Raw genomic sequence first — 21,534 nt, forward strand, 5'->3', positions numbered from 1 at the left:
TTCGTCGCTGACGCTCCTCGCAATGATGGTGGTGAAAGCTGCTGCCGGACCTCAGGCCCGCGCCGTCACGATCCAGATCGCGGCCGGCAGCAGCACGGAATCGCCCTTCGCATACTGCGCCAATGTCTCGCGCATCGACTGGACTGCGGCAGCACGCACATCCGCCGGCTGGCCTTCCAGCGCGCGGCTCGCCGGGCCGATCTCAAACGTGCCCTGGATCGCGGCGTCCATGCCGCGCCCGATCGCGACGTCGAGCTCGAGCCGGTGCGGCTCCATGGCAATTCCGGAGAACCCGGCCTCGCCCAGGATCCGCGTCACGCGCTGCTCGGACGCGAACGCAAACGGACCCGGATCCTCCGGACCCTGCGGCGGCAGCTTCGGCACGTGCTTGTAGACCGCCTGCAGCGGCGCCATGAAGAAGGGATTTTCGCGCGGCTCCTTCCAGCAGGCGAAGGCGAGCCGTCCCGATGGCTTGAGCGCCTTGCGCAGATTGGCGAACGACACCGACGGCTCGGCAAAGAACATCACGCCGAAGCGCGAGGCGAGCAGATCGAAGCTTGCCGGATCGAACGGATAGACGGTGGCATCCGCCAGCGCATAATCGACCGGCGCGCTCTTGGGCGTACTCTGCCCCGCCCGCTCCAGCATCGGGCCGGACACATCGACGCCGAACACGTGACCGGACGGCCCGACCTTGTTCGCGAACGCGATCGTGGACGCGCCGCTGCCGCAGCCGACATCGAGGACCCGCTCGCCCGCCTTTGGCCTCGCGTGATCCAGCAGGATATCGAGCACCGGCGCCAGCAGGATGTCCTGCACCGCCTGACGGTTCGCCCAGCGCTGGCCGCCGGGTCCGTTCCAATAAGCAATCTGGTCGGCGTTTCGCTCGTGGGCCTGGGAGGCGTCCATCGAAACTCTCCGGCTACTGGTTTGTGGTGCCGCCGGAGCTTGTGGTGCCAGTCTTGGCCTTGGACGATTTCATCGCAGGCTTGGCTGCTGCCGCAGGCTTCTTCGCCGCGTCATCGCCGCGGGCGATCCCCCACGGATCGCTCTGCTTCTGGTCCGGCACGGCGTTGAGCGAACGCTGGTAGGCGCGCGCGGCCTGCTTGTCGGCTTCCAGCTGCGCCGGCGTCTTCTCCGCGGGCTCTTCGCGGTACTTCTGCATATGGTCCTGCGCGAGGGCAGGCCAGACGGTCAAGGCAGACCCTACAATCAGGGTAGTGAAGAGAGCGGCAGCAATTTTGCGCATGGATCGAGTTCCCGGTTGTGCGGTCAACATATCACCGGGCCGGCATCGACGCCAATCCGCCGCCGCCCGGCCCGCCAAATTGTCCGGGTCCCCGGCAAAGGTCGATGAAATCGTCGCGAAGACCCGCGACCAGGATAAGCAGTCACCGCGGAAGTCCATTGACGGGGCACGTCTGCACTCAAGGCCAAGGGCCTGACATCGTCGGAAGTCGTTGCCATCAACATCGCCGACGGCATCCTGACGATGTTCACCAGGACGGCGTGACGCGGGACTTTTGCGCTTCATTAAGAACAGACGCCTGTCGTGTGATAGCAGCGGCGGCCGGTCCGAAATAACCCGCCGCTGGCAATAGCGGTCTGCTGAACGACACGCTTCGGCCTACTTCATGGAAGCGGCTTCTGGATCAGACTGACACCATCCTCGGTGATCTGAACTCCGTTCGCCTCAAGCCCCTTGGTTACCTTTTCGATGGTCGCGGGTTCGGCTCGCAAAGCCTTCCGACCCGTGGCCTGAAAGCGGTTGATGGTTGCCGGGCTGACATTGGACGAGCGGGCGAGAGCGGCGCCGGTAAGGCCAATGAGGCCCATCGCTGCGCGCAAGTTGCTTCCATTCACCGTCAACGCTTTCGCCTTGCAGTAATCGTGGGGTTCCGACCCCTTTGAGTACACTGTCTTGTCCGAGCATACGCTGGCGCAGTCACCTGTCGTGTCTCCTCCTCCGGAGGCACATCCCTGGCAGGTGCATGTGGTCCCAGGGAAGTCCTTCCCTTTGGCCGCCAGAGCGGCAATCGAAGAAGACCCAACGAGCACGGCGACCAATGACGCATGGACCAAAATGCGGGAAACGGACTTCATGGCGTTACTCCCTCATAGATTGTGTCAATCTAGAATTCTACCACGACACCGCCACGCAAGACGTGTGAACCAGCCCACACAGTCCAGTGGCATGATGTCCCAGCGAACAAGCGCACACCTGTACGGCCTCCTGCCCGACTGCTGGCTCATGTGAGGCGTCGGCGGCGGCTTTAATCGAGCGTCGGAGACGCATTCTCGAAGGACAAAGGCAATGCCGCACGATGGCGTTTCATTGCCGTAGCGAAGAAAGCACTTCGCCACGTATTTGAAAGCATCAGTGGGCACCGAGGAGCAGTAGCCGTTATAACAGCCCCAGCTCGACCGCCGCGGTCAAACACGTCAGGGCATGGGCGGCATAATCGCAACGCAGTTGAAACGAAGCCAGATCCCGGCGCAATCCGCCGACCGCGAGTTGGGGATCCACGAACATGAAATGTTGGTCTTCGGATATCTGCAGTCGAAACATGCAATCGATGCCCCGCCGCACGACCTGCATGTAAAACGCCGCCCTCGAATGATCGTTGGTCTCGACGGCGACGTGCCAGCCGAGAGCGGCCGCTTCGGTAAACAGCGAGACCAGAAATGTCGGAGGCGTTATGCCGGTCGGGTCCGCACTGGCTCGATAGGCGCCGACAAAATCCGACCGACAATTCTCGCCGGGCTCCATCTGGAATGTGGCGAGCCGTGACCAGCTTGCTGATGAGTGGCACGGTCTGGCTCGCCGTGTTGCCCAGCCGCGTCACGCGAAAACTCGCCGCGACGTAACCGGCAAGCTGCTCTTCCCAACTCCGCTGCATCTGCGGTTCGACCGCCATCGCCTTGAGCGTCTCCATGCCAGCAACGCTCTCGACAAGGAAAGCCTGGTTCTCGGCGCCACGCTTGAACTTCTCGTTGATCAGCCTTCGGAACAGCGGCGTCGCGCCGGCGGAGATCGCGATGTAGGCCGGAAATGCCGCCAGCACGATTGCGGTCAGCATCGGGGAATAGAGAAACATCACGCCCAGAAACACGACGGTGAACGAGACGTCGATGACGAGGGTCAGCGCCGAGCCGGTCAGGAAATTTCTGATATTCTCGAGCTCGCGGACCCGTGCCGCGGAATCGCCGACGCGCCGCGCCTGGAAATATGCGATCGGCAATGCGAGCAGGTGGCGGAACAGCCGCGCTCCGCGCTCGACGTCGATCCGGTTTGTCGTGTGGGAGAACAGATAGGTCCGCAGGATACCCAGTATCGTCTCGAAAATCGACACCGCGACAAGGCCGATCACCAGCACATCGAGCGTCGCGAGGCTGCGATGCACCAGCACCTTGTCGATGACCATCTGGAAGAAGAGCGGCGAGACCAGCGCGAAGACCTGCAGGAAGAGCGAGGCCACCAGCACTTCGCCGAGCAACCGCCGATATCTGTGGGTGGCGCCGAGAAGCCAGGTGATGTCGAAGCGGCGAGAGAGATCGATCAATCCGGCGCGTCGCGTCATCAGGACGATGCGGCCGTCCCAGGCCGCCTCGAATTCGGCGCGGCTCATCAAGACCGGTCGCGGCGATCGCGGAGCCTGCACCAGTACCCTTCTCGTCACTGACCTTGCCGATCAGGAGGAAACTGCCGTCACACAGGGCCGCGATGCCGGGGAGCGGCGTTTGAGCAAGCCGCGTCCAGTTCGTGGTCCGGACCCGCGCCCTCAAGCCAAGATCCTTGGCGCAGCGCAGCATCTCCGGAATGCCGATGGTCGCGGTCGCGAACTGATGACGGATCTGCTGCGGTCCGCCCCGATGCCATGGAACTGCAACAGCATCACGAGGGCGGTCAGGCCCGGATCAGCCGTCGTCGGGTGCTGGTCAACTGCTTCCGTCATCGCTGATGGCGGGACGACACTTCAGCCGTCCACGAGCAAATGCTCTCCAGCGTCCAATCACATTGGGGCATATCATTCCAATCGAAAAAAACGAAAACGCAAGCGACACTGCCGCCTGTGCCGGCCCAGCCGAGCTTCCATTTCCAATCAGAGTCGGAGTTATCTGAAGCTTGCCACCCCGCAATGAAGGTCCGCAGCCCAAAACGGCTCCGCCTGAAGTAGGACCAAATTGGTGCCGAGCGTGAAGTGGCCGTGTACTACATCTTGTGCGTCTGGTTAGCGTGTTCGGATTTTCCCTGACCATCTCCGAAGGACGCCCCCGAGACACTGCTGCCTCGCGTGTAGCGGTCGAGGATGTTCGCCAGAGCGACGCGGCAATACGAAATTGATCCGCTATGTGGGAAATTGTGGTAGGCGGCGACGGATTCGAACCGCCGACCCTCTCGGTGTAAACGAGATGCTCTAACCAGCTGAGCTAGCCGCCCTCACCTGCCGCGCTTCTTTAGCCTCGCCGGCCCCCGCGGCGCAAGCTCGCCGGCCTCAATCCATCAGACGCTTGTTGACCCACGGCATCGCCGAGCGGCACGAGATGTGCGCTGCGCCGTCAATCGGATGCACGCTCCGTCGGCCTACCTGCCATGCCGTTTGGTATCCCGAAACACCCTTGTCTGGGATACCAATACGGGATATCCGCTCTGGCGACAATTCCACCTCACCGCCGGTGCCGCCATGTCGCAGATGCTTCAGATCCACGACCAACTCCGGGAGATGATCCTCTCGCTCGACCTCGGCCCCGGCGAGCGGCTGACCGAGCGATGGCTGGAGAGCCGCTTCGAGGGCTCGCGCACGCCGATCCGTGCTGCGCTGATACGGCTCGAAGGCGAAGAACTGGTGCGGCGGGACGGCCGCAACTGGATCGTCGCGCCGATCGATCTCAGTGAGCTGGCGGCGCTCGCCGAGTTCCGCGTACCGCTGGAGACGACTGCCGTGCGGCTCGCCTGCGCGCGGGCAAGCGAGGCCGATCTCGCCGGCATTGAAGCGATGTTGGATGCCTGCCAGTCAGGTGCGCCCCGCGAGGAATGGCACCGCGTCGGCACCGATTTTCATGTCGAGATCGCGCGCCTCTCCGGCAATCCGTTCATCGTCAAGGCGCTCGAGGGCGCGATGACCCGGCTGTCGCGGGCGCGTTGGCTGGAGGTGTGGACCGAGCCGTCGCGCGAGCAGGCCTGGCGCGAGCACCGGCGCATTCTCGGATTCATCCGGAGCAACGATCCGGATGCCGCCGCGCGCGAGGCGGCCGACCACATCAGCGATACCCGCGACCGCCTGCTCCGCTCGCTCAACGAGGATCGCCGGGGCTTAAGGGCGCGCGGCTTCGCCGTTATCGGTCTGCGCTGAGATGGATACGGAGATCGATCGCGACGCAGCCCTCGACGAAGGGCCCTGGAAGCGCAACCTGATCGTATGCGTGTTCGGCTCCTTCACCACGATCGTGGGAATGACGCTGCTGCTGCCGTTCCTGCCGCTCTACGTCGAGCAGCTTGGCGTGACCGATCATGCCGCCATCGTGCAGTGGTCAGGCATAGCCTATGGCGCGACCTTCTTCACCGCCGCATTGACCGCGCCGCTGTGGGGGCGCCTCGCCGACCGCTACGGCCGCAAGCTGATGCTGATCCGGGCCAGCCTCGGCATGGCCGTCGCGATGTCGCTGATCGGCTTGGCCCACAATGTCTATGAACTGGTGGGGCTCCGACTGCTGACCGGCCTGCTCGGCGGTTACGCCTCGGGCTCGACCGTGCTCGTCGCCTCCCAGACCCCGAAGGCCCGTTCCGGCTGGGCGATCGGCGTGCTGTCCGCCGGCATCATGGCCGGCAGCCTGGTTGGCCCCTTGATCGGCGGCATCCTGCCGCCCCTGATCGGCATCCGCGCGACCTTCTTCCTGTCCGGCGGCATCATCTTCATCACCTTCCTCGGCACGACGTTCCTGATCCGCGAGGGAGCCCGGCCGCAGACGGCGCGCGGCAGCAAATCGCGCGGCGGCTGGTCGCTGTTGCCGGACAAGCGCCCGGTCGCCGCGATGTGGGTGACGGGATTGCTGTTGATGATCGCCAACATGTCGATCGAGCCGATCATCACGGTCTATGTCGCCCAGTTGGTCGAAGCACCGCAGGTAACGTTCGTTGCCGGCCTCGTGATGTCGGCGGCGGCCTTCGGCAGCCTGCTGTCCTCGTCTCACCTCGGCAAGCTCGCCGATCGCGTCGGCCACTGGCGCATCATCATTGTGTGCCTTGCCGTCTCGGCACTGCTGTTGATCCCGCAGGCCTTCGTGACGAGCAGCTGGCAACTCATCGTGCTCCGCTTCCTGATGGGGCTGGCGCTCGGCGGCCTGCTGCCGTGCATCGCAAGCGTGATCAGACACAACGTGCCTGACACCGTCACTGGCAGCATGCTCGGCTATTCAGTCTCGGCGCAATATGCGGGGCAAGTGATCGGCCCGCTCGCCGGCGGATTCATCGGCGGCCATATCGGCATGCGCGCGGTCTTCCTTGGCACGAGCGTGCTGATGGCGCTCGGGGCGATCGGCAATTTCATCGTCGAAAAGAAAGAGTAGTTCCTGCCGGCGCTCCTCGTTCCGCGGTGACGAAAAACACATCAGCGGTGTCGGAACCCATGCCGTTCGTCCGTCCTTTGTTATGAAGCAGGACATGGAGATAGCGGATGGCCGACCTGACCCTCACCACCTTCGATTGGGTTCCCGAGATGCCGCGGGGCTATGTGCGTGACCTGCGCGTGCGCTGGGCCCTGGAAGAGGCCGCCTTGCCCTATCGCGTCAAGAGCGTGCCGTTTCGCGATCGCAATGCCGAGCACTTCGCGCACCAGCCGTTCGGCCAGGTGCCCTGGCTGACCGATGGCGACATCTCGATTTTCGAGAGCGGCGCGATCCTGCTTCATCTCGGCGAGCTGAGCGACAAGCTGATGCCCGCGGATCGGCGCGGCCGCAGCGACGCTACGGAATGGCTGTTCGCAGCACTCGCTTCAGTCGAGGCCGCCAGCCAGCCCTGGTCCTTCTTCATGTTCTCGGGTGACACCGGCGAAACGCCAATGCGAAAGTTTTTTGACTCCTTCCTTGAGGCCCGGCTCAAGCACATGGAAACGGTCCTGGAAGCAGGCGAATGGTTGGCCGGGACCTTCTCCGTCGCCGACATCCTGATGGCGGATGTGTTGCGCCTTGTCGATCGGTTCGGCGGGCTCTCGGACCATCCCGCCTGTCATGCTTATGTCGCGCGCGCCACGGCGCGCCCGTGCTTCGAGAAGGCATACGCAGACCAGATGGCGCATTTTGCTGCGGCAGACTGAGCAACACCGGCGCCGCGAAACGCGAAAATAGAAACGGCGCCCGAAGGCGCCGTTTTTTGTTTTCAACTGGAGTTCGCTCAGTGCGCCGTCAGACCACCCGCCGCTTCATCCGAAGCGTCGGGTTTGACGGCGACCTTGGTGTCCTCTTCCCAGACAATCGGCACCGGCGGGCGAACCAGCGCCCGCGCGACGACCGCGTCCAGACGCGAGACCGGGATGATCTCCATGCCGCCCTTGATCGCATCGGAAATCTCCGTGAGATCCTTGGCGTTGTCCTCGGGGATTAGCACCGTCTTGATGCCGCCACGCGCGGCAGCCAACAGCTTCTCCTTGAGGCCGCCGATCGGCAGCACGCGACCACGCAGCGTGATCTCGCCGGTCATCGCGACATCATGGCGGACCGGAATGCCGGTCATGACCGAGATGATCGCGGTGGCCATCGCGACGCCAGCCGACGGACCGTCCTTCGGGGTCGCGCCTTCAGGCACGTGGACGTGGATGTCGCGGCGATCGAACAGCGGCGGTTCGATGCCGTAGACGATCGCGCGCGAGCGGACGTAGGACGCCGCCGCCGAAATCGACTCCTTCATCACGTCGCGCAGATTGCCCGTGACCGTCATCTTGCCCTTGCCGGGCATCATGACGCCTTCGATCGTCAGCAACTCGCCGCCGACATCGGTCCAGGCCAGGCCCGTGACGATGCCGATCTGGTCCTCCTCGTCGATCTCACCGTAGCGATACTTCGGAACGCCGAGGAACTCCTCGATGTTCTTCTCGGTGACCTTGACCGACTTCTTCTTGGAGATCATCAGCTCCTTCACCGCCTTGCGGGCCAGTGTGGAGAGCTCACGCTCCAGGTTACGCACGCCCGCTTCGCGGGTGTAGCGGCGGATCATCAACAGCAACGCATCGTCGTCGATCGACCATTCCTTGGAGTCCAGGCCGTGCTTGCCGATCGCGCTCGGGATCAGATGCTTGCGCGCGATCTCGACCTTCTCGTTCTCGGTGTAGCCGGCGATCCGGATGATCTCCATGCGGTCCATCAGCGGGCCCGGAATATTCAGCGTATTCGCGGTCGTGATGAACATCACGTTGGACAGGTCGTAGTCGACTTCCAGATAGTGGTCGTTGAAGGTCGAGTTCTGCTCGGGGTCCAAAACCTCAAGCAGCGCCGACGACGGATCGCCGCGGAAATCGGCGCCCATCTTGTCGATCTCGTCGAGCAGGAACAGCGGATTCGAGGTCTTTGCCTTGCGCATCGACTGGATGATCTTGCCGGGCATCGAGCCAATATAGGTGCGGCGGTGACCGCGGATCTCGGCCTCGTCACGCACGCCGCCTAGCGACACGCGCACGAACTCGCGGCCCGTCGCCTTCGCGATCGACTTGCCGAGCGAGGTCTTGCCGACGCCGGGAGGCCCGACCAGGCACAGGATTGGTCCGGTCAGCTTGTTGGCGCGCGTCTGCACCGCGAGATACTCGACGATACGGTCCTTGACCTTCTCGAGCCCGTAGTGATCGGAGTCCAGCACTGCTTGCGCAGCCTCCAGGTCCTTCTTGACCTTGGACTTCTTGCCCCACGGAATCGACAGCAGCCAATCCAGATAGTTGCGCACGACGGTCGCTTCCGCGGACATCGGCGACATCTGGCGCAGCTTCTTCAATTCGTGCTGCGCCTTCTCGCGTGCTTCCTTGGACAGCTTGGTCTTGGAGATCTTCTCCTCCAGATCGGCCAGCTCGTCGCGACCTTCGTCGTCGCCGAGCTCCTTCTGGATCGCCTTCATCTGCTCGTTCAGGTAATACTCGCGCTGGGTCTTCTCCATCTGGCGCTTGACGCGCGAGCGGATGCGCTTCTCGACCTGCAGCACCGAGATCTCGCTCTCCATCAGGCCGAGCACCTTCTCCAGGCGCTGCGTGACGGACAACGTCTCCAGGATCGCTTGCCGATCCGCGATCTTCACCGCGAGATGCGAGGCAACGGTATCGCCGAGCTTGGCGAAATCGGTGATCGCCTGAACCACGCCGACGACTTCGGCGGAGATCTTCTTGTTCAGTTTCACATAGCTTTCGAAATCGGACACCACCGAACGTGACAGCGCCTCGGCCTCGACCGAGGTGGCGTCGGTGTCGGTGAGCGCGACCGCGGTCGCCTCGTAATATTCGGCGCGATCGGAATACTTCTCGACGCGCGCGCGCTCGAGCCCTTCGACCAGCACCTTCACGGTGCCGTCGGGGAGCTTCAAGAGCTGCAACACGCTCGCTAGCGTACCGGTCTCGTAAATCGAGTCGGGTGCCGGATCATCATCGGACGCGTTCTTCTGCGTCGCGAGCATGATCAGCGCGTCGTTCTTCATCACCTCTTCGAGCGCGCGGATCGATTTCTCGCGGCCGACGAACAGCGGCACGATCATGTGCGGGAAGACGACGATGTCGCGGAGCGGCAGCACCGGATAGGAGTGGCTCTCGCCGTGAACGATGGTTGGCCGGGGTTTTGAAGTCGTCATGGCCTATTCCTTTTGTTGTGCCCCCTCGCACGCAGTCCGCATGTTTGCGCAACCGCACAAGGTGCCTTGATGATCCGGAATCAGAGTGCCGTCGGCAGCCGCTTTTCCCGCATCGTGAAGCGACGAATCTCAACGCATGAGATCAGTCGCCGACAGCATTAGGTGGCTATCGGCCATGGGGGTGTCAAGTACGGAGAAGTGCCGGTAAACTCAGGCTAAACAGGCGGTTGCTGCTGTGCCACAGCGGCCGCCGGAACGAACGGCAGCCGTGCATTTTTAGCAGATCGAGACGAGCGCGGTTTACGCGCTCGCGCTGCTCTCGACGGCGCGGTCGGAACGATCCGCGTAGATGTAGAGCGGGCGTGCCGTTCCCTCGACCACTTCGCGCGAGATCACGACTTCCTCGACGCCTTCCAGGCCCGGAAGGTCGAACATGGTCTCGAGCAGGATGCTCTCAAGGATCGAGCGCAAGCCCCGCGCGCCGGTCTTGCGCTCGATCGCCCTGCGGGCGACCGCGCCAAGCGCCTCGTCGGCGAAGGTCAGCTCGATATTCTCCATCTCGAACAGCCGCTGGTACTGCTTCACCAGCGCGTTCTTCGGATCGGTCAGGATCTTCTTCAGCGAGGCCTCGTCGAGGTCTTCCAGCGTTGCCACGACGGGCAGACGGCCGACGAATTCCGGGATCAGGCCGTACTTCAGCAGATCCTCGGGCTCGACGTGACGGAAGATTTCGCCGGTGCGGCGATCCTCCGGTGCGAGCACCTGCGCGGCGAAGCCGATCGAGGTCGAACGTCCCCGCGCGGAGATGATCTTCTCCAACCCTGAGAAGGCGCCGCCGCAGATGAACAGGATGTTGGTGGTATCCACCTGCAGGAACTCCTGCTGCGGATGCTTGCGGCCGCCCTGCGGCGGGACCGACGCCACGGTGCCTTCCATGATCTTGAGCAGCGCCTGCTGGACGCCCTCGCCTGACACGTCGCGGGTGATCGAGGGATTGTCCGACTTGCGGCTGATCTTGTCGATTTCGTCGATATAGACGATGCCGCGCTGGGCGCGCTCGACATTGTAGTCGGCGGACTGCAGCAGCTTCAGGATGATGTTCTCGACGTCCTCGCCGACGTAGCCGGCTTCCGTCAGCGTCGTCGCATCGGCCATGGTAAACGGCACGTCAAGGATGCGGGCCAGCGTCTGCGCGAGCAACGTCTTGCCCGAACCGGTCGGACCGATCAGCAGGATGTTGGACTTCGCCAGCTCGACGTCGTTGTGCTTGGTCTGGTGGTTGAGCCGCTTGTAGTGATTGTGGACAGCGACCGACAGCACCTTCTTGGCATGGCTCTGACCGATCACGTAATCGTCCAGCACCTTGCAGATTTCCTTCGGCGTCGGGATGCCGTCGCGCGACTTCACCAGCGAGGACTTGTTCTCCTCGCGGATGATGTCCATGCAGAGTTCAACGCATTCGTCGCAGATGAAGACGGTCGGTCCTGCAATCAGCTTGCGGACTTCATGCTGGCTCTTGCCGCAGAACGAGCAATACAGCGTGTTCTTGGAGTCGCTCGTGCCGACCTTACTCATTCATTATCTCCGTCCGCCGTTCGATCTCATTTGCCAGATCGCCCCATTCCGGCACCAGACCGGGCTAAAGGGTAGATAGAGCAAATTCCGTACCAAAAAAGACCCTGCGCAATACTCACCGTGCGAATCACGGTGGTTTCGAATCTCCCGCGATCATAGCCGATGCGTTACAGCCAACCATGCTGGCACCCGACTATCAAGAATTCGCTAATCGGGCGGCCTGCTCAAGACCGTGACAATACCGTGATTTCCAGCATTGGCACGTGGAATACGCGTCGAAATCCACGAATCGTTGCGGGATTACCACTCCACCCGGTGAGCACGAAAGAGGAACTTTCCGCCCGCGCGCGGGCATAGGCGGACGCCGCCTAAGCCCGGCTTGCCGGTTATGTGAGGCGTCAATGTGGAGATCACACCGACGCCAAGGAATGCGTCAAGGGACGCACCCGTCGACTACGCGGCTTTCACCGCCGACGGGTCTTCCGGACGCCTATCGATGACCTTGTCGACGAGGCCGAATGTCTTCGCGTCCTCGGCGGTGAGGAACTTGTCGCGCTCGAGCGCATCCTCGATCGCCTTGTAGGTCTGGCCGGTGTGCTTCACATAGATCTCGTTGAGGCGCTTCTTGAGATTCTGGATCTCCTGCGCGTGCAGCATGATGTCGGTGGCCTGGCCCTGAAAGCCGCCGGACGGCTGGTGCACCATGATGCGGGAATTCGGCAGCGAGAAGCGCATGTCCTTTGCGCCGGCCGCCAGCAGCAGCGAGCCCATCGAGGCCGCCTGCCCCGTGCACAGCGTCGACACCGGCGGACGGATGAACTGCATCGTGTCGTAGATCGCAAGGCCCGAGGTCACCACGCCACCCGGCGAGTTGATGTACATCGAGATTTCCTTCTTCGGATTCTCGGCCTCGAGGAACAGCAGCTGCGCCACGGTCAGCGTCGACATGCCGTCTTCCACCGGACCGGTGACGAAGATGATGCGCTCTTTCAGCAGGCGCGAGAAAATGTCGTAGGCGCGTTCGCCGCGATTGGTCTGTTCGACGACCATCGGCACGAGATTCATGTAGGTTTCAACGGGATCGCGCATGGAAAAGCCCTGGGGTTAGGGGGTGATGCAGAACTGGCTTAGGCTCAACCCAGATATAGGTCAATTTTCCGGCGACAAGGCCGGCACTAGCCATCTGGGCAGGTCGAAACTCAGGTCGAAGTTCAAGCTGATTCGCAACTGCGCGCCTAGCGACGGGGGCCGTCGCCAGACGCGCTTTCACGGTTCATCATTAACGCGAGGTGCCGCAATTAAGCGGCAGTTTTCTCTGCGTCTTCATCCTTGAAAAGCTCGTCCTTGGTGACCTTCTTCTCGGTCACAGTGGCGAGCTCCAGGATGAAGTCGACCACCTTGTCCTCGTAGATCGGGGCGCGAAGCTGGGCCAGGGCCTGGGCGTTGCTGCGGTAATAATCCCAGACTTCCTTCTCGCGGCCCGGCATCTGGCGGGCGCGCTCGATCACGGCGCGGCCGACCTCGTCCTCGGTCACGGTGATCTTGTTCTTCTCGCCGATCTCCGACAGCACGAGGCCGAGGCGGACCCTGCGGTCGGCAATCTTCTGGTACTCTTCCTTGGCCGCCTCTTCGGTGGTGTTCTCGTCGGCGAAGGTCTTGTTGGAGGAGTCCATCTCGGCCTTGATCGAGTTCCACATCAGGGTGAACTCTTCGGCGACCAGCGACGGCGGGGCCTCGAACTTGTGGCTCTCGTCGAGCTTGTCGAGCAACGCGCGCTTGACGCGCTGGCGGCTGGCTCCGGTGAATTCGGCCGACAGGCGCTCGCGCGCGGCCTCCTTCAGCTTGTCGAGCGATTCCAGGCCAAGCGACTTGGCGAAGTCGTCGTCAATCGTGGCCTCACCGGGCACCTCGATCAGGGTCGCAGTGGTCTCGAACTCGGCCGGCTGGCCGGCGAGCTTCTCGTTGAGATAGTTCTTCGGGAAGCCGACCTTCAGGGTCTTCGTCTCACCTGTGCCAATACCGATCAGCTCGTCCTCGAAGCCCGGGATGAACTGGCCGGTGCCGATCACGACCTGGATGTTCTCGCCGGCGCCGCCCTCGAAGGGCTCACCATTGATGCTGCCCTTGAAGCTGATGGTGACGCGGTCGCCCTTCTCCGCCTTGGCGCCCTCCGCCTTGGCACTGTACGGACGGCTGCCCTCGGCGATGCGCTTGATGGCCTCGTCAACGTCGGTGTCGGAGACGTCGACCACCGGCTTCTCGACCGAGAAACTCTTGAAGTCGGCGAGCTGGATCTGCGGCACGATCTCGATAGCGACGGTGTAGGTCAGGTCGGTCTTGCCTGACAGCAGCTCCTCGACCTCCTTCTCTTCGGTCGGCATCGTGATCTTCGGCTCGCCGGCGAGGCGGAAGCCGCGATCGGTGAAGATCTGCGAGTTGGTATCGCGGATGGTCTGGTCGATGGTCTCGGCCATCACCGAACGGCCATAGATCTTCTTCAGATGCGCCACCGGGACCTTGCCGGGACGGAAGCCGTTGAGACGGACCTTGTCCTTCATGTCGACCAGCTTGGCGCCCGCCTTGGCATCGAGATCGGATGCGGGAACGTTGATCTTGAACTCGTGCTTCAATCCCTCGTTGAGGGTCTCGGTGACCTGCATATCAATCTCTTCCGCTTACGCCGGCGGCCCCACGGCCGTGGCAGTGTTCAATCAAGTCGACGCGCGGCCAAGGGCCTGACGCCGGTGGTTCGGCGAACCCGCGGCCCATCCGGGCTTCAAGGTTTACCTAAGGAATCGTCATGCAAACGCGGTATGCGCTTGGTGCGGGCGGAGGGACTCGAACCCCCACAACTTTCGTCACTGGAACCTAAATCCAGCGCGTCTACCAGTTCCGCCACGCCCGCGAGAAAAGCATCCAATCCGGCCGCGGTGCCGCGGGCGGCGGGCTTATAACATGGGCCCACCGGTTCGCAGCAAAAAAATGGCCGGTTTTGCATACCGGCCTGCGACCCATCGCGGCTGGACAGACTGAGCTGAAAATGGTCCGCATCGGCCTGATGGCAAGCCAGAAATGTCCCCTCAATCGACGCGAGCTGATGGCCGGCTTAGGTGCCAGCTTGGGCGCCGCCGCGCTTTGCCCGGCACTCCCGTCCATTGGGGCTGCGCAGGGCCGCACAGCCGTCACGTTTCAGGCCAAGGCGGACCGTGTTTCGCTGCGTGCCGGCGGTTCTGAGACGCCGGTTTGGTCGCTTGGCAGCGCCGACCTCCGCTTCAAGCGCGGCGAAACCCTCGATGTGACCTTCGGCAGCGAACTCCCAGTGCCGGCCGCGCTCAGTTTCCGGGGCCTCGACGGTGTGCCAGCGGCGGAGCCGCTGATCTCGCGGACCCCGATCGCCGCGGGGACCAGGGATAGCTTCCAGCTCCCGCTTCGGCATGCCGGAACCTTGCTTTGCGAGGCGAGCCTGCTCGGCGATGGCCGCGACCGGCCGGCGCGGCCGCGCGCCATTGTGGTGACGGGCACCTCGCCGATCGCCGTTGACCGGGACGAGGTCCTGCTGATCGAGGAGTGGCGCCTGCGCGCAGATGGGAGCGCGATCGCGCCCGGAATCGATCCGAAAGATACCACGCCGATTCATACTCTTAATGGCAAAACCTCATTTGATATCTCGGCCCCGGCCAATGCCCGCCTCAGACTCCGCTTCATCAATAGCAGCCCGCGCAATGTGCTTGCGGTCAAACTGGAAAACATCGACGTCCGGGTGATGGCGATCGACGGCCAACCGGCCGAGCCGTTCCCGGCTCGCAACGGCGCCCTGGTGCTCGCGCCGGGGGGGCGTACCGACGTCTTTATTGATGCGGTCGGTCTCGCAGGAACCAGCTTCCCGATCCTGCTGCACGACGGCACGCAGGCCCGTCCGATCGGCAAGCTGACGATCTCGGCTGAGTCGCCGATCCGCTCCGCGCCGTTTCCGCCCGCTCCGCCGCTTGCCGGCAACGACCTGCCTGCCCAACTCGATCTCAAGGCGGCGGCCAGATTCGATCTCCCGCTCAACGGCCTACGGAGCGACTGGGTCGCGCCAACAGAATTCGCAACAAAAGACCCGCTCGCATTTCGCGCGGGTCGTACCGTCGTACTGGCCCTGACCAATCCTGGTGCACTCCCGACCGTCTTCCACCTGCATGGCCATCACTTCCGCCTGCTCGACCGGCTCGACGACGGCTGGAAGCCTTACTGGCTCGATACGCTTGCGATCGAGCCGGGCCTGACCCAGCGCATCGCCTTCCTCGCCGAATATCCCGGCCGCTATTTGATCGAGTCGGTCGCGACTGACTGGGCGGCGCCGCGGCTCGTGCGATGGTACAGTGTCGCATAAGAACAAGAGGAAACGCTCATGAGCCAGACAGTTGCAGCGATCCGCGACGTCCGCGCGCGAAGCGTCGTGGTGCCGCTCAAGCGCCCTGTGAAGACCGCCTTTGCCCTGATCGATTCCGGCCCGCTGGTGCTGATCGATGTCGAGACCGATCAGGGCGTTACCGGCCGCGCCTACATCTTCGCCTACAGCAGGCTGACGCTTAAACCTCTTGTGCATCTGATCGAGGAGATCGGCCGCGACCTCGTCGGTAAGCCGGTCGCGCCGTTCGATCTCATGAAGGCGATGGACGCCAAATTCCGGCTGCTCGGCTGGCAGGGCCTGGTCGGCATGGCGGTGTCGGGCCTCGACATGGCCTATTGGGACGTGCTCGGGCAATTGGCCGGTCGGCCATTGGCCGAGCTGCTCGGCGGATCGCAAAAACCGATCAAGGCCTATGACAGCTACGGTGTGGTCGATCCCACCGCGGACGAGCGCGCGCTGCGCCGTTCGCTCGACCAGGGCTTTAAGGGCATCAAGATCAAGGGCGGTGACGGTGATGCCGCCAATGACGAACGCGTCGTGAAAGGCGTGCGCGCCCTGCTCGGTCCCGAGATCGCGCTGATGATCGACTTCAACCAGTCGCTCGATCCGGCGGAAGCGACGCGCCGCATCGCTCGACTTGAACCCTATGATTTGCACTGGATCGAGGAGCCGGTGCCGCAGGAAAACCTCTCCGGCCACGCAGAGGTCCGCGATCTATCGCCGACGCCGATCCAGGCCGGCGAGAACTGGTGGTTTCCGCGCGGCTTTGCCGAGGCGATCGCGGCTGGAGCCAGCGACTTCATCATGCCCGACGTGATGAAGGTCGGCGGCGTCACGGGCTGGATGCAGGTCGCGGGCCAGGCCGACGCAGCATCGATCCCGATGTCGAGCCATCTGTTCGCCGAGGTCAGCGCGCATCTGCTGGCGGTGACGCCGACCGCGCACTGGCTCGAATTTCTCGACTTCGCCGGCGTGATCCTGGCAAAGCCCGCCGAGATCGTCGACGGCGCGGTCACCGCCCGTGGTCCCGGGCTCGGCATTGAATGGAACGAGCCGGCAATCGCGAAGGCTCTCGTGAGTTAGGCCGTGGGACCCGCCGGGGGGGGTAGCCAGATCTGGCAAAAGTGCGGGCTTCACTTAACGGACGATTCTTTTCCGGGGAGTAACATTCGATCCTGGGTAAACAAAAAGGGATCATTTGAATGAGCGTTTCACCTGCCGCCGGCACCGCACATTCGCCTCCCGCTCACCACGCCCATACTCACCCGCCAAAGGCCAAACCGGCTGCCGCGCCCGCAGTTGCTGCCCCCGCAAAGGGCGCGGTCGACAAGACAGCGTAATCGATATGACAAAAACGCCGCCTCAATTGGCGGCCTCTTTGTCAACCGCTGACTTCCGGGCTCGGGATTGCGAGAGACCGTTGGGAACGCTCAGTACTTCGCGACGACTGGGCCGCTCCAACCGAATTTGTAGTTCACACCGACCCTGACAATGTCATTGGTAAGGGTGACGTCCTTCGCAAAGAACGAGACCGCTCCGACCGGCGTTCGTTCGAAGTGTTGCGAACCGAAATCATTGTGAAGATATTCGAGCTTGGCCGACCAGCTGCCTGCGAAGGCATACTCCACACCACCGCCAGCGGTCCATCCGGCCACGATCTTCGATTGGTTACCGCATCCAACCGCAATACTGCAGAGCTGCATGCCCTCGTCGGTGAAGGCGACACCTCCGGTCGCAAAGACCATCCACCGGTTCCACGCGTAGCCCAGCCGCCCCGTACGGTATAAAGCCAGCTCTGGCTGGTTTCGGCGGTGTCTGTCGTGGGGACGAACAGCGCGACTTGACTGTGTTTCTGGTTGTATCGTTCGGGTTGTATTGCGGAAATATCGCAATCTGGGAAGCCGCGGACTTAATACTCAATTCCGAACTCGTCATAAAGACGCCGGAACACCGCCGGCAGCACCTCAGTCAGGTCCTCCGCGATCAGGCCGGGACCAGCTTCGCTGGCGCACTCGCCGTGCATCCAGACGCCGATGCTGGCGGCCTCGAACGCCGGCACGCCCTGCGCCAACTGGCCTGCGATGATGCCGGCCAGCACGTCGCCGGCACCGGCGGTGGCGAGCCAGGGCGGCGCGTTGGCGGCGACGGTGGCGCGGCCGTCGGGTGAGGCAACCACCGTATCGGCGCCCTTCAGTAGCACCACAGCGCCCGAGCGCTCGGCCGCTGCGCGCACGCGCTCGAGTTTTGAGCGGCCGGGATGCTTGTTGGAGATATCGCTGAACAGCCGTGGAAACTCGCCCTCATGCGGCGTCAGCACCACCTGCTGGCCGTCGGAGGCCTTGATCGCCTCGAACAGCCGGTCCGGTGCGCCGGCGAAACTCGTCAGCGCGTCGGCATCGAGCACCAGATGACGTTGCGCCGACAGCGCAGTGTGGACGAAGTCGCGCGTGCGCGCGCTGACGCCGGCGCCGGGTCCGATCACACAGGCGTTGAAGCGCTTGTCGCCGAGCAGCTCGGCGAACTGGATCGGATTGTCGACCGCGCGCACCATCACCGCGGTTAACGCCGCCGCGTTGACGGCCAGCGCATCGCGCGGCGAGGCCAGCGTCACCAGTCCCGCGCCTGATCGCAGCGCCCCGCGCGCGGCGAGCCTTGCCGCCCCGGTCGAGGCGATATCGCCCGACACCACCACGGCGTGCCCGCGCGCATATTTGTGGCCGTCGATCCGCGGCACTGGAAACGACCACCGCCAGGCCTGCGGTACGTTCTCAGTGGTCAGCGGCTTGATCTCGTCCAGCACCTGCGGATGGATGCCAATGTCGGCGACGCGCACGCGGCCGCAATAGATCCGTCCTGGCAGCAACAGATGCGCTGGCTTCTTGCGGAAGAAGGTCATGGTCTCGGTCGCCTGCACCGCGGCCCCCATCAGCGCACCGGTCGAGCCGTTGATTCCGCTCGGCAGGTCGACTGCCAGCACCGGCGTACCGTTGGCGTTGATGGCCGCAATCATCTCGAGCGGGTCGCCCTTCACCGGACGGTTGAGGCCGGCGCCGAACAGTGCATCGATGATCAACGCCGGCTTGCCGAGCGCCTGCGGGTTGAACGGCAGCACCGGAAATTTCCATCCCCGCGCCGCCAGCGCCGCGTCGCCCTGCAGGCTGTCGCGCTCGCACAGCAGAATGACGGACACCTCGCGGCCGCGCGCCGCGAGTTCGGCGGCAGCGACAAATCCGTCACCACCATTGTTGCCGCGGCCGGCGACCACGACGATCGGCCCCTCCTCGACCAGCTCCATCGCCGCTTCCGCGACAGCCTGCCCGGCGCTCATCATCAGTGCAAAGCCCGGCGTGCCGGCGGCGATGGTCAGCCGATCGGCGCGCTCCATCTCGGTGGTGGTCAGAACGTCCATGCCGAATCCTCAGTCTCGTCGCCTTTTCGAAAGGCATTTCCCGTGACATCAGCAGAGTTTCCACTGCTCGATTGCACGCAGATTGATCTATTTGCCTAATCAGCAGGCTTCGATATCATGCGCTCTATGGTCGATATCAGCCGATTGCCTGTTAAAAGGCTGATAACATTCCAAAATCGGGGACCTCTGCAACTTGGCATAGACCCTGCTTTTGAGGAAGCCGCTCGCAATGGCGCATCCTGCGACCATTGTGCGTGTTTCCGACCCCACGCCGGAAGCCTCAAGATTCCGACCAGACTGCGCCCCATGCGCATCGAAGACGACCCTGCAATCTGCAATGCCCGGGAGGCGCTCAGTGAAGAAAATTGAAGCCATCATCAAGCCCTTCAAGCTCGACGAGGTGAAAGAAGCGCTCCAGGAGGTCGGACTGCAAGGCATTACGGTAACCGAGGCCAAGGGCTTTGGACGCCAGAAGGGTCACGCTGAACTCTACCGCGGTGCAGAATACATCGTCGACTTCCTGCCCAAGGTGAAGATCGAGATCGTGATCGGCGACGAGCTGGTCGAGAAGGCGATCGATGCGATCCGCCGCGCGGCCCAGACCGGGCGCATCGGCGACGGCAAGATCTTCGTCTCCAACATCGAAGAAGCGATCCGCATCCGAACCGGCGAATCCGGGCTGGACGCTATCTGAGCCGGGTGCTATCCGGATTCTGCGACCCAGGAAGAGAAAAAAGGCTGCTTCGGCGGCCTGATTTCGTTTGAATGGTCACACCAACCCGCCAAAAGCGGGAATAAACCCGTCGAGCGCTGGAAACCGACCCGTCAATCCAAAAGGGGTATTCATGAAGACCGCCAAAGACGTCCTGAAATCGATCAAGGACAACGACGTCAAATACGTCGACCTGCGCTTCACCGATCCGCGCGGCAAGTGGCAGCACGTGACCTTCGACATCAGCATGATCGACGACGAAATCTTCGCCGAAGGAACCATGTTCGACGGCTCCTCGATCGCTGGTTGGAAGGCGATCAACGAATCCGACATGTGCCTGATGCCCGACCCGGTCACCGCGACGATCGACCCGTTCTTCGCCGAGACCACCATGGTCATCACCTGCGACGTGCTCGAGCCGACCACCGGCGAGCCCTACAGCCGAGACCCCCGTGGCATCGCCAAGAAGGCGGAAGCGATGGTGAAGTCGATGGGCGTGGGCGACACCGTGTTCGTCGGTCCTGAGGCGGAGTTCTTCGTGTTCGACGACGTGCGCTATTCGGCTGATCCGTACAACACCGGATTCCGCCTCGACTCCTCCGAGCTGCCGATCAACTCCTCGACCGAATATGAAGGCGGCAATCTCGGCCACAGAATCCGCACCAAGGCCGGTTACTTCCCGGTGCCGCCGCAGGACTCAGTGCAGGACATGCGCTCGGAAATGCTCGGCGCGATGGCCAAGATGGGCGTCAAGGTCGAGAAGCATCATCATGAAGTCGCTTCCGCCCAGCACGAGCTCGGCATGAAGTTCGACACGCTGACGCTGATGGCCGACCAGATGCAGATCTACAAATACTGCATCCACCAGGTCGCGCACATCTACGGCAAGACCGCCACCTTCATGCCGAAGCCGGTGTTTGGCGACAACGGCTCGGGCATGCACGTCCACCAGTCGATCTGGAAGGACGGCAAGCCGGTGTTCGCCGGCAACAAGTACGCCGACCTGTCGGAGACCTGCCTCCACTACATCGGCGGCATCATCAAGCACGCCAAGTCGATCAACGCCTTCACCAACCCGTCGACCAACTCCTACAAGCGTCTGGTCCCGGGCTATGAGGCTCCGGTGCTGCTCGCCTACTCCGCGCGCAACCGCTCGGCCTCCTGCCGCATCCCCTACACCTCGAACCCGAAGGCCAAGCGCGTCGAAGTGCGCTTCCCCGACCCGATGGCCAACCCCTATCTCGGCTTCGCCGCGATGCTGATGGCCGGCCTCGACGGCATCAAGAACAAGATCGATCCGGGTCCGGCGATGGACAAGGACCTCTACGATCTGCCGAAGGAAGAGCTGAAGCAGATCCCGACCGTCTGCGGTTCGCTCCGCGAGGCGCTGGAAAACCTCGACAAGGACCGCGCCTATCTCAAGAACGGCGGCGTGTTCGACGACGACTTCATCGACGCCTATATCGAGCTGAAGATGACCGAGGTCGCCCGCTACGAAATGACCCCGCACCCGGTCGAGTTCGAGATGTACTACTCGCTGTAAGCTTTACGGCTTTGCGAATGCGAAAGGCGCTTCCGGTGGAAGCGCCTTTTGTTTTTCTCCGTAGGATGGGTGGAGCGAAGCG

16 protein-coding genes, 2 tRNA genes and 1 pseudogene are annotated in these 21,534 nt (G+C 63.0%); 7 read left to right on the plus strand and 12 right to left on the minus strand.

Translation table 11 applies throughout. From position 1 onward, the window contains the following. Positions 1 to 51: 51 nt before the first annotated feature. The 5 genes and pseudogenes from UP10_RS19015 to UP10_RS19035 all read right to left on the minus strand — a co-directional run bounded on the left by UP10_RS19015 (position 52) and on the right by UP10_RS19035 (position 4,441). Positions 52 to 909, minus strand: coding sequence for a class I SAM-dependent methyltransferase (locus tag UP10_RS19015; protein ID WP_044588832.1), 858 nt, complete (start codon positions 907 to 909; stop codon positions 52 to 54). 13 nt (positions 910 to 922) lie between these two features. Beyond that, positions 923 to 1,198: a hypothetical protein gene (locus tag UP10_RS19020; protein WP_245321788.1), complete on the minus strand. Its 276-nt coding sequence runs from the start codon at positions 1,196 to 1,198 to the stop codon at positions 923 to 925. Positions 1,199 to 1,632: 434 nt separating this feature from the next. After that, a complete protein-coding gene (locus tag UP10_RS42140; protein ID WP_050043737.1) occupies positions 1,633 to 2,103 on the minus strand; it encodes a helix-turn-helix domain-containing protein in 471 nt (156 codons plus the stop codon). Between the two features lie 656 nt (positions 2,104 to 2,759). Continuing rightward, a pseudogene (locus UP10_RS19030) lies at positions 2,760 to 3,956 on the minus strand (ABC transporter transmembrane domain-containing protein); the annotation flags it as partial. 408 nt (positions 3,957 to 4,364) lie between these two features. Further along, positions 4,365 to 4,441, minus strand: a tRNA-Val gene (locus tag UP10_RS19035). Positions 4,442 to 4,685: 244 nt separating this feature from the next. On the opposite strand from UP10_RS19035, the gene UP10_RS19040 reads away from it, so the two are divergent. The 3 genes from UP10_RS19040 to UP10_RS19050 all read left to right on the plus strand — a co-directional run bounded on the left by UP10_RS19040 (position 4,686) and on the right by UP10_RS19050 (position 7,313). After that, a complete protein-coding gene (locus tag UP10_RS19040) occupies positions 4,686 to 5,354 on the plus strand; it encodes a GntR family transcriptional regulator (protein ID WP_044588834.1) in 669 nt (222 codons plus the stop codon). A gap of 1 nt (position 5,355) precedes the next feature. After that, positions 5,356 to 6,567, plus strand: coding sequence for an MFS transporter (locus UP10_RS19045; protein WP_044588835.1), 1,212 nt, complete (start codon positions 5,356 to 5,358; stop codon positions 6,565 to 6,567). 107 nt (positions 6,568 to 6,674) lie between these two features. Further along, positions 6,675 to 7,313 carry a glutathione S-transferase family protein gene (locus UP10_RS19050; protein ID WP_044588836.1) on the plus strand — a complete coding sequence of 213 codons (639 nt, stop codon included), beginning with the start codon at positions 6,675 to 6,677 and terminating at the stop codon, positions 7,311 to 7,313. A 77-nt stretch (positions 7,314 to 7,390) separates the two neighbouring features. Here the strand turns inward: UP10_RS19050 and lon are convergent, their stop codons facing one another. From lon to UP10_RS19075, 5 genes are all read right to left on the minus strand, one after another. After that, on the minus strand, positions 7,391 to 9,817 hold the full coding sequence (gene lon, locus UP10_RS19055; protein ID WP_044588837.1) for an endopeptidase La: 2,427 nt from the start codon (positions 9,815 to 9,817) through the stop codon (positions 7,391 to 7,393). A 300-nt stretch (positions 9,818 to 10,117) separates the two neighbouring features. Then, entirely contained in the window at positions 10,118 to 11,392 is a 1,275-nt protein-coding gene (gene clpX / locus UP10_RS19060) for an ATP-dependent Clp protease ATP-binding subunit ClpX (protein WP_044542438.1), read from the minus strand. Positions 11,393 to 11,845: 453 nt separating this feature from the next. Then, on the minus strand, positions 11,846 to 12,481 hold the full coding sequence (locus UP10_RS19065; RefSeq protein ID WP_044542439.1) for an ATP-dependent Clp protease proteolytic subunit: 636 nt from the start codon (positions 12,479 to 12,481) through the stop codon (positions 11,846 to 11,848). Between the two features lie 209 nt (positions 12,482 to 12,690). Then, on the minus strand, positions 12,691 to 14,052 hold the full coding sequence (gene tig / locus UP10_RS19070; protein WP_044588838.1) for a trigger factor: 1,362 nt from the start codon (positions 14,050 to 14,052) through the stop codon (positions 12,691 to 12,693). Between the two features lie 160 nt (positions 14,053 to 14,212). Beyond that, a tRNA-Leu gene (locus UP10_RS19075) sits at positions 14,213 to 14,297 on the minus strand. Positions 14,298 to 14,432: 135 nt separating this feature from the next. Between UP10_RS19075 and UP10_RS19080 the strand changes: the two genes are divergently transcribed. Both UP10_RS19080 and UP10_RS19085 read left to right on the plus strand, forming a co-directional pair. Further along, the gene (locus UP10_RS19080; protein WP_082077179.1) at positions 14,433 to 15,767 is read left to right on the plus strand and encodes a multicopper oxidase family protein; all 1,335 of its coding nucleotides are present in this window, start codon (positions 14,433 to 14,435) and stop codon (positions 15,765 to 15,767) included. A gap of 18 nt (positions 15,768 to 15,785) precedes the next feature. Then, positions 15,786 to 16,871 (plus strand): enolase C-terminal domain-like protein, encoded by a 1,086-nt coding sequence (locus tag UP10_RS19085; protein WP_044588839.1) that lies wholly within the window; start codon positions 15,786 to 15,788, stop codon positions 16,869 to 16,871. Positions 16,872 to 17,218: 347 nt separating this feature from the next. Here the strand turns inward: UP10_RS19085 and UP10_RS19090 are convergent, their stop codons facing one another. Continuing rightward, complete coding sequence (locus UP10_RS19090) at positions 17,219 to 17,680, minus strand: outer membrane protein (RefSeq protein WP_283807660.1); 462 nt, start codon at positions 17,678 to 17,680, stop codon at positions 17,219 to 17,221. Between the two features lie 17 nt (positions 17,681 to 17,697). Beyond that, complete coding sequence (locus UP10_RS19095) at positions 17,698 to 19,197, minus strand: bifunctional ADP-dependent NAD(P)H-hydrate dehydratase/NAD(P)H-hydrate epimerase (protein ID WP_044588840.1); 1,500 nt, start codon at positions 19,195 to 19,197, stop codon at positions 17,698 to 17,700. 355 nt (positions 19,198 to 19,552) lie between these two features. On the opposite strand from UP10_RS19095, the gene UP10_RS19100 reads away from it, so the two are divergent. Both UP10_RS19100 and glnA read left to right on the plus strand, forming a co-directional pair. Further along, positions 19,553 to 19,891 carry a P-II family nitrogen regulator gene (locus UP10_RS19100; protein WP_044542445.1) on the plus strand — a complete coding sequence of 113 codons (339 nt, stop codon included), beginning with the start codon at positions 19,553 to 19,555 and terminating at the stop codon, positions 19,889 to 19,891. 151 nt (positions 19,892 to 20,042) lie between these two features. Then, the gene (glnA, locus tag UP10_RS19105; RefSeq protein ID WP_044542446.1) at positions 20,043 to 21,452 is read left to right on the plus strand and encodes a type I glutamate--ammonia ligase; all 1,410 of its coding nucleotides are present in this window, start codon (positions 20,043 to 20,045) and stop codon (positions 21,450 to 21,452) included. The last annotated feature ends 82 nt before the right edge of the window (positions 21,453 to 21,534 follow it).

It is taken from the genome of Bradyrhizobium sp. LTSPM299 (assembly GCF_000938235.1).
Taxonomy (GTDB): domain Bacteria; phylum Pseudomonadota; class Alphaproteobacteria; order Rhizobiales; family Xanthobacteraceae; genus Bradyrhizobium.